Origin of the sequence: Streptomyces sp. NPDC001549, from assembly GCF_042894025.1 — a bacterium.
GTDB lineage: Bacteria > Actinomycetota > Actinomycetes > Streptomycetales > Streptomycetaceae > Streptomyces > Streptomyces kutzneri.
Window position 1 is genome coordinate 36,166 of sequence record NZ_JBIAVJ010000044.1, and the last position, 6,020, is coordinate 42,185.

A 6,020-nucleotide genomic window follows, 5' to 3' on the forward strand; every position below is an offset into this window, starting at 1 on the left:
AGGGGAGACCTCCCATGCACTCAACAGCGCCGAAACCCGCCCTGTTCGAACCGCCGCTGCCACCCGGGGCCGAGGACGGCCGACGTGCCCGGAGAGCCGTACGACTCGCTCCTGCCGGACCACCCCTTCCGGGAACACCGCAGCGCCGCATGACCACAAGCGCCTCAGCACATCTCCCGATGTCCCGAACCCCTTGAACCCTCCACACTCGCCGAGCCGAACAGAGAGCCCACGCCCATGACAACCGACCGTCCCGCAGTACTGCTGGTCGACCCGAGCCGCACCACCGCCGGTTACAAGACCGCCGCCCGCGCCGCCGGATACCTCGTCGTCTCCTTCTACACGTGCACCTACACCACGACGAGGGACAGCCACGCCGACGGCGACGACGTGACGCTGTACGGCGAAGTCAACGACACCGGAGCCCCCGAGACCGCCGAGGAGGCCGAGCAGGCCGCGCTGACAGCCGTCCGCGAGCTGCGCCGCGCCGGTCTCCGCATCCGCGCCGTCATTCCGGCGCTGGAGGTCAGCACCCACATCGCCGACCGGATCGCAGCCCTGCTGGGCCTGCCCGGCAACGACCACACTCTGGCCTGGGCGCGACGCAACAAGGCCGCCATGCGTGAACGTGCCCACCGAGCCGGGCTGCGCATACCCGAATTCCGCCGCGTGCGCTCCGTGTCGGACATCGCCGCCGCCGCACACGAGATCGGGTTCCCGGCGATCCTCAAGCCCACTCTCGGCTCCGCCGCCAAGGGCGTGACCCTCCTCCGCGATGCCGAGGCCCTGTGCGATCTGAACCACCTGGAGACCCACGACGCCTTCGACAGGCCCATCCGGGAGTGGCTGGTCGAGGAGTACGTCCGGGGCCCGGAGATCCAGGCGAACTTCTACAGCTTCGGCGGCGAGCACCGCCTGGTGGACATGTGGCAATACCGCCAGCCCGACGACCGCGACTACGACTTCCCCATCTGGGACAGCGTCCGCATCGACGAGAGCCACCCACGCTGGCACGAGGTCGAGCGGTACGTGCGCCAGGCCCTGGACGCGTACGGCATCGAGCACGGGCCCAGCCACACCGAAGTCAAGTGCGCCGAGGACGGCGTGCACCTGATGGAGATCGCCTCGCGCCTCCCGGGCGGCCCGGTGGTCGGCATGTGGGAGAAGCACACCGACCTGAACCCCTTCGCCGACGGCCTGAGCTGCTTCCTGGGAGAGCGGCCCGCGACGTTCGACGCCCCGGTCGCCTTCCACGGCAGCTACGGGGCCCTGGCCATCCGCAATGACGATGAGCCCGGAACGCTGTCCGCCATCCACGGACTCGACGCCGTGGACGCCCTGGACGGCATAGACGAGGTGCTCATCGGCTACCAGCCGGGCGACCTGGTCCCGGTCACCAGCAGCGGCATGAACATCCCGCTGGGGTTCTACGTGTCGGGCAGCGACGGTGACGCGGTGCTCCGCACCCTCGCGACGATCCGTGCGGAAGTGTCGTTGGAGATCGCCCGCAGGCCCGCCGACCACACCGAGGCGCAACGGTCGTGACCATCGGGCCGGACCGCAAAACAGCCGCGGCTGCCCGGTCCGGTCTCAGGTCGGCTCCCGGTCACCGCCCTGCTCACCGAGCCGCACGCGGGCACCGGCCTCGTACCGCCGCACGGTGTGGACCTGTGGCCCACCATCCTGGACACGACCGATGTCGAGACGCCCACGAAGCGGTCTTCGACCTTGCCGCCGAGTTGCGCTGAAGGTGGAGAGCCTGCTCGCCGCGCCCAGAGACGAAGGCCCCAGAGAGGAAACCGTGCACCACACCGACAATCCAGGGGGCAGTCCCGCCCGCTGCCCGGACCGCATCGCCGGGATGCGGACAGACGTCCGGCCCACTTCCACCCGTTGCTCCGCAGGGGAGCGGTGACCGCGTGAGCACGACCAAAACTTCCACCGGCCGTCCTGCACCGGGGCTTCTCGGCACGTACCGGATGCTTCTGACTGCTCCCGGCGGCGGGCGCCTGGCGGCCGCGAGCGTGGCGTCGAAACTGCAGTACAACATGCTCGCCGTCAGCGCACTGCTCCTGCTCGCGCCCCGCTACTCCTACGCCGCCGCCGGCCTGGCCGTCAGCATCATGGTGGTGGCGAACGCGGCGAGCAGCCCGTTGCGCGGCCGGCTCGCCGACCGCCACCGGGTACCCGTGGTGGTCACCCTCTTCCTGATCGGCTATCTCACGGCCACGGCCGGCCTGATGGCGTCCGCGGCGCACCGGCTCCCCCTGTGGGTGGTGATGGCCTCGGTGGCCCTGCTCGGTCTGTGCTTTCCGCCGGTGAGCATCCTGATCCGCGGCTACTGGGTCGCGGCGGCGGGCGAATGGGCGCGCGCCTCGGCGAACTCCCTGGAATCCGCGCTCATCGACGTCACCCTCATCGCCGGGCCCGTCCTGGCGACCTGGCTGTCCACCAGCGCCTCGCCTGTCGCACCGTTCGTTGTGTCCAGCGTGTTGATGGCCGTAGCGGTCGTTCTGATGTGCACCGTGCGCGAGATCCCTCGCACGCTGGCTCCGACGGCGAGGGACTGGCGGGGGCCACTGCGGTCCAGACCGCTGCTGCGGGTACTGGCCGCCCTGTTCCTGTTCGGCGGCGCGCTGTCCGCGGTCGAAGTGGTGCTGCCGCTCTACGCCCAGCAGAACGATGCCGTCGGCTACAGCGGCTGGTTCCTCGCCGCCCTCTCGCTGGGCAGCATCGTGGGAGCCCTCATCCTCGGCACGCACTCCACCTCGCACCGTTGGATGCCTCCCGCCCTGGTGGGCGTGTTCGCCGCGGGCACTCTGCTGCTCGCCTTCGCGATGACGGTCGGCCCGGTCCTGGTGCTGATCGTCTGTCCGCTCACCGGTGTGACGATCGGCTCAGCCTTCGCACGCCTGTACACGGTCGTCGGCACGACGGGGCCGGCCGGCAACGAGCACGAGACCCAGGGCTGGGCCACCAGTTGTACGACGGTCGGCTTCGCCCTCGGCGCGGCGGGCGGAGCCGTCATCGCGGACGCGCTGGGAGCGGCTGCGTTCGTGCTGGTGACCCCGGTGGCCGCCCTCGGCGCCGCGCTGCTCCTGCTCGGCACCGCCCGCTCCACCACCCCCACGCCCGCCCCGCCCACGCCGTCCGAGTCGCCTGCGACACGCCTGCCCGGACGCGGCGAAGGCGAGGAACTCACGTAACCACGCGGCTCCGTGCCGGAAGCACCGCCCCAGGAGAAGCCCTCGGATGCCGCCCGTACCACGGTGGCCCACCACCACGAGCTGAGCCGTGCGTGACTCCGCTTCCAGGGCGGCCACCGGCTCGCCGGGCATCACCGCGCTGGTGGTCCGCACTCCTGGGGCTGCAGCCTGGGCCCGGTCGACCGCTTCGTGAAGCAGGTGCTCGACCAGATCCCGCACTCCTCCGCCGGGCGGTCCGAGAGGTGAGGCGCCGGGTGGGACGTGCATGGCGGGCCAGACGAAGGCGTGCACGACATGCAGCTCCGCTCCTCTGAGCAGTGCTTCCCGTGCGGCGGCGTCCACGGCGGCCATGGCGTAGGGCGAGCTGTCCACCCCGACCACGACCGGACCGGACATCGCCCTGCCTCTCCTCTTCCCGCAGCTCCTGCTGCGGGGCTGGGCCCACGCTTCGTCCTCCCAGGTTCTCTCGCAGGCCGCACCCACGCCACCAGGGGCAGCCGCGTCAGGCGTCCCCGGGCCAGGTCATAGCGGTGTGGCGGCGTGGAGGATGAAGAACAGGGTGACGGCGGAGTTCGCCGAGGACAGTGCGGACACCGTTGTGCCGGCCGCCGCACCCCACGTGGCCACGCCCACCGCGGTGAACACCGACGGCCAGCGGCTGGAGGCAGGGGCGGGCCCCAGCAGTGCGGCGACCCTGCTCGGCACCGGTCCCGCCGCCGCGAACGCGGGCAGCGTGGCCAGCGGGGCGCCGCGGCTGATCAGCGCCGCCTTGCCGATCGCCACCGCCACCGTACGGCGGCTGCCGACCCTGGCCGCCGCGTCCTCATCGGCCCACCGCTCGGCGGTGTAGGCCACCACCGACCTCAGCGGCCGCAGGAACGGGTTCGCGCGGGCGGCGAGCTGGACGGCCAGCAGGAACCGGTGGTGGCCCCCCGCGAGGTGGGCACGCTCGTGCGCGAACAGTGCCCGGCGCTCGCGGGAGGAGAGCGCGGCCAGCATGCCCGTGCTCACCACGATCCGGTCACGGCGCGAGCCGGGCAGCGCGTAGGCGTACGGAACCTCATCGGGCAGCACGGCCACCGGGGTGGCGGGCAGCCCGGCAAGTGCGCGCTGGCTGCGTCGGCGTACGCGCCGGTGGCGCCACGCCGCCGACGTACACGAGGCGATCACCGCGAGGAGCGCGGGGATGGCGGCCTTGCCGGCGACCTCGTCGTACGGGACCGCTTCGCGCACCTCCGGGTCGGACCAGCCGTCCGGCAACGGGTTGCCGGGCAGCTGCGCGGTCCCCACCACCATCAGCAGCGCCAGGCACAGCGTGCTGCACACCGCCAGCACCGCCGCGGCGCCGGTCAGCAGCCACGTCGCGGTACGCGGGTGCAGATGATGCCCGGCCAGGCGTGCGATCGGCCACGCCGTTAAGGGCAGCACCAGCGGCAGGAACACGAAAATTCCCATGTCCCTCAGTCTTCCCCCGCCTCGGACGCCTTGCCCAGCAGTTCCCGCAGCAGCTCCTCGTCCCCGGGCGTGAGGGCGGTCACGAAGCTGGCCAGGACGGCCTGCCGGTCGCTCTCGGCATCCAGGACCTTGCGCATCCGCAGAGCGGCCAGCCCGGCCTCGTCGGCGACCGCCATCCACTCGAACGACCGGCCCACCCGCTCCCTCGCCACAGCGCCCTTGGCCTGCAGCCGGGTCAGGATCGTCATCACCGTCGTGTAGGCCAGGCCGCCGCCCAGGCGTTCCTGGACCCAGCCGGCCGTGACCGGCCCCGGCGCCTGGCACAGCGCGGCGAGTACCTGGCCCTCCAGTTCACCCTGCCCCCGGCGGGGGGACGGGTCGGCACCGCTCGAGTCTTTCACCGTCATGCCGTCAACCTCCCGCCTCATGGCCTCACCCGACGCGGCGTGGCGGTTCATCGTACTGATCCACCGGCCGACTGCTCGGCGGACCGCGAACGGTCCGCCTCCGCGAAGCCGCCACACCGGCCGAACTCCCACCAATATACTTCTACAGTGTTGTAGATTCGTCTTGATCCGACGGTACGGGCGCGCCAGCCGGGGCCGCGGGGACACCGAATGGGAGTCACGACATGGGTGTGAGCCTGTCCAAGGGCGGAAACGTCTCGCTGAGCAAGGAGGCCCCGGGCCTGACCGCCGTGCTGGTCGGCCTGGGCTGGGACGTCCGGACGACCACCGGGGTCGACTTCGACCTCGATGCCAGCGCGCTCCTGGTGAACGCCTCCGGGAAGGTCCCCTCCGACCAGCACTTCGTCTTCTACAACAACCTCAAGAGCCCCGACGGCTCCGTCGAGCACACCGGCGACAACCTCACCGGTGAGGGCGAGGGGGACGACGAGGTCGTCAAGGTCGACCTCGCCACCGTGCCCGCCGACGTCGAAAAGATCGTCTTCCCGGTCTCCATTCACGACGCCGAGGCCCGCAGCCAGAGCTTCGGCCAGGTGAGGGGCGCTTTCATCCGCGTCGTCAACCAGGCCGGCGGTGCGGAGATCGCCCGCTACGACCTATCCGAGGACGCTTCGACCGAGACCGCGATGGTCTTCGGTGAGCTCTACCGAAGCGGCGCGGAGTGGAAGTTCCGCGCCGTCGGCCAGGGCTACGCCTCCGGCTTGTCCGGCATCGCCGCAGACTTCGGCGTCGGAGTCTGAACAACCGCATGCAGACGGGGGCGGGGCGCCGGGCCCCGCGGGCCCCCCCCCCCCCCCCCAAAAACCGCGCCCCCGCCCCGCGAGGGGGGGGGGGAGAGGGGGCGGGGGGGGCCCCCCGAACCGGGGGCGGGGGCGGCAGGGAGCCCGGGCGG

5 protein-coding genes and 1 pseudogene are annotated in these 6,020 nt (G+C 71.8%); 3 read left to right on the forward strand and 3 right to left on the reverse strand.

Features of this window, described 5'->3' with window-relative positions:
- Window positions 1-237 precede the first annotated feature (237 nt).
- Window positions 238-1,545 carry an ATP-grasp domain-containing protein gene (locus ACFY04_RS40910; protein WP_389125705.1) on the forward strand — a complete coding sequence of 436 codons (1,308 nt, stop codon included), beginning with the start codon at window positions 238-240 and terminating at the stop codon, window positions 1,543-1,545.
- A gap of 374 nt (window positions 1,546-1,919) precedes the next feature.
- Entirely contained in the window at window positions 1,920-3,206 is a 1,287-nt protein-coding gene (locus tag ACFY04_RS40915) for an MFS transporter (protein WP_389125708.1), read from the forward strand.
- A 39-nt stretch (window positions 3,207-3,245) separates the two neighbouring features.
- On the opposite strand, the pseudogene ACFY04_RS40920 reads toward ACFY04_RS40915, so the two are convergent.
- The 3 genes and pseudogenes from ACFY04_RS40920 to ACFY04_RS40930 form a co-directional block, all read right to left on the reverse strand.
- Window positions 3,246-3,602, reverse strand: a pseudogene (locus ACFY04_RS40920) (universal stress protein); the annotation flags it as partial.
- 126 nt (window positions 3,603-3,728) lie between these two features.
- The gene (locus tag ACFY04_RS40925) at window positions 3,729-4,661 is read right to left on the reverse strand and encodes a M56 family metallopeptidase (protein ID WP_389125710.1); all 933 of its coding nucleotides are present in this window, start codon (window positions 4,659-4,661) and stop codon (window positions 3,729-3,731) included.
- Between the two features lie 5 nt (window positions 4,662-4,666).
- Window positions 4,667-5,068: a BlaI/MecI/CopY family transcriptional regulator gene (locus tag ACFY04_RS40930; protein ID WP_329377021.1), complete on the reverse strand. Its 402-nt coding sequence runs from the start codon at window positions 5,066-5,068 to the stop codon at window positions 4,667-4,669.
- Window positions 5,069-5,292: 224 nt separating this feature from the next.
- On the opposite strand from ACFY04_RS40930, the gene ACFY04_RS40935 reads away from it, so the two are divergent.
- Window positions 5,293-5,868 (forward strand): TerD family protein, encoded by a 576-nt coding sequence (locus ACFY04_RS40935; RefSeq protein ID WP_272262319.1) that lies wholly within the window; start codon window positions 5,293-5,295, stop codon window positions 5,866-5,868.
- Window positions 5,869-6,020: the final 152 nt, after the last annotated feature.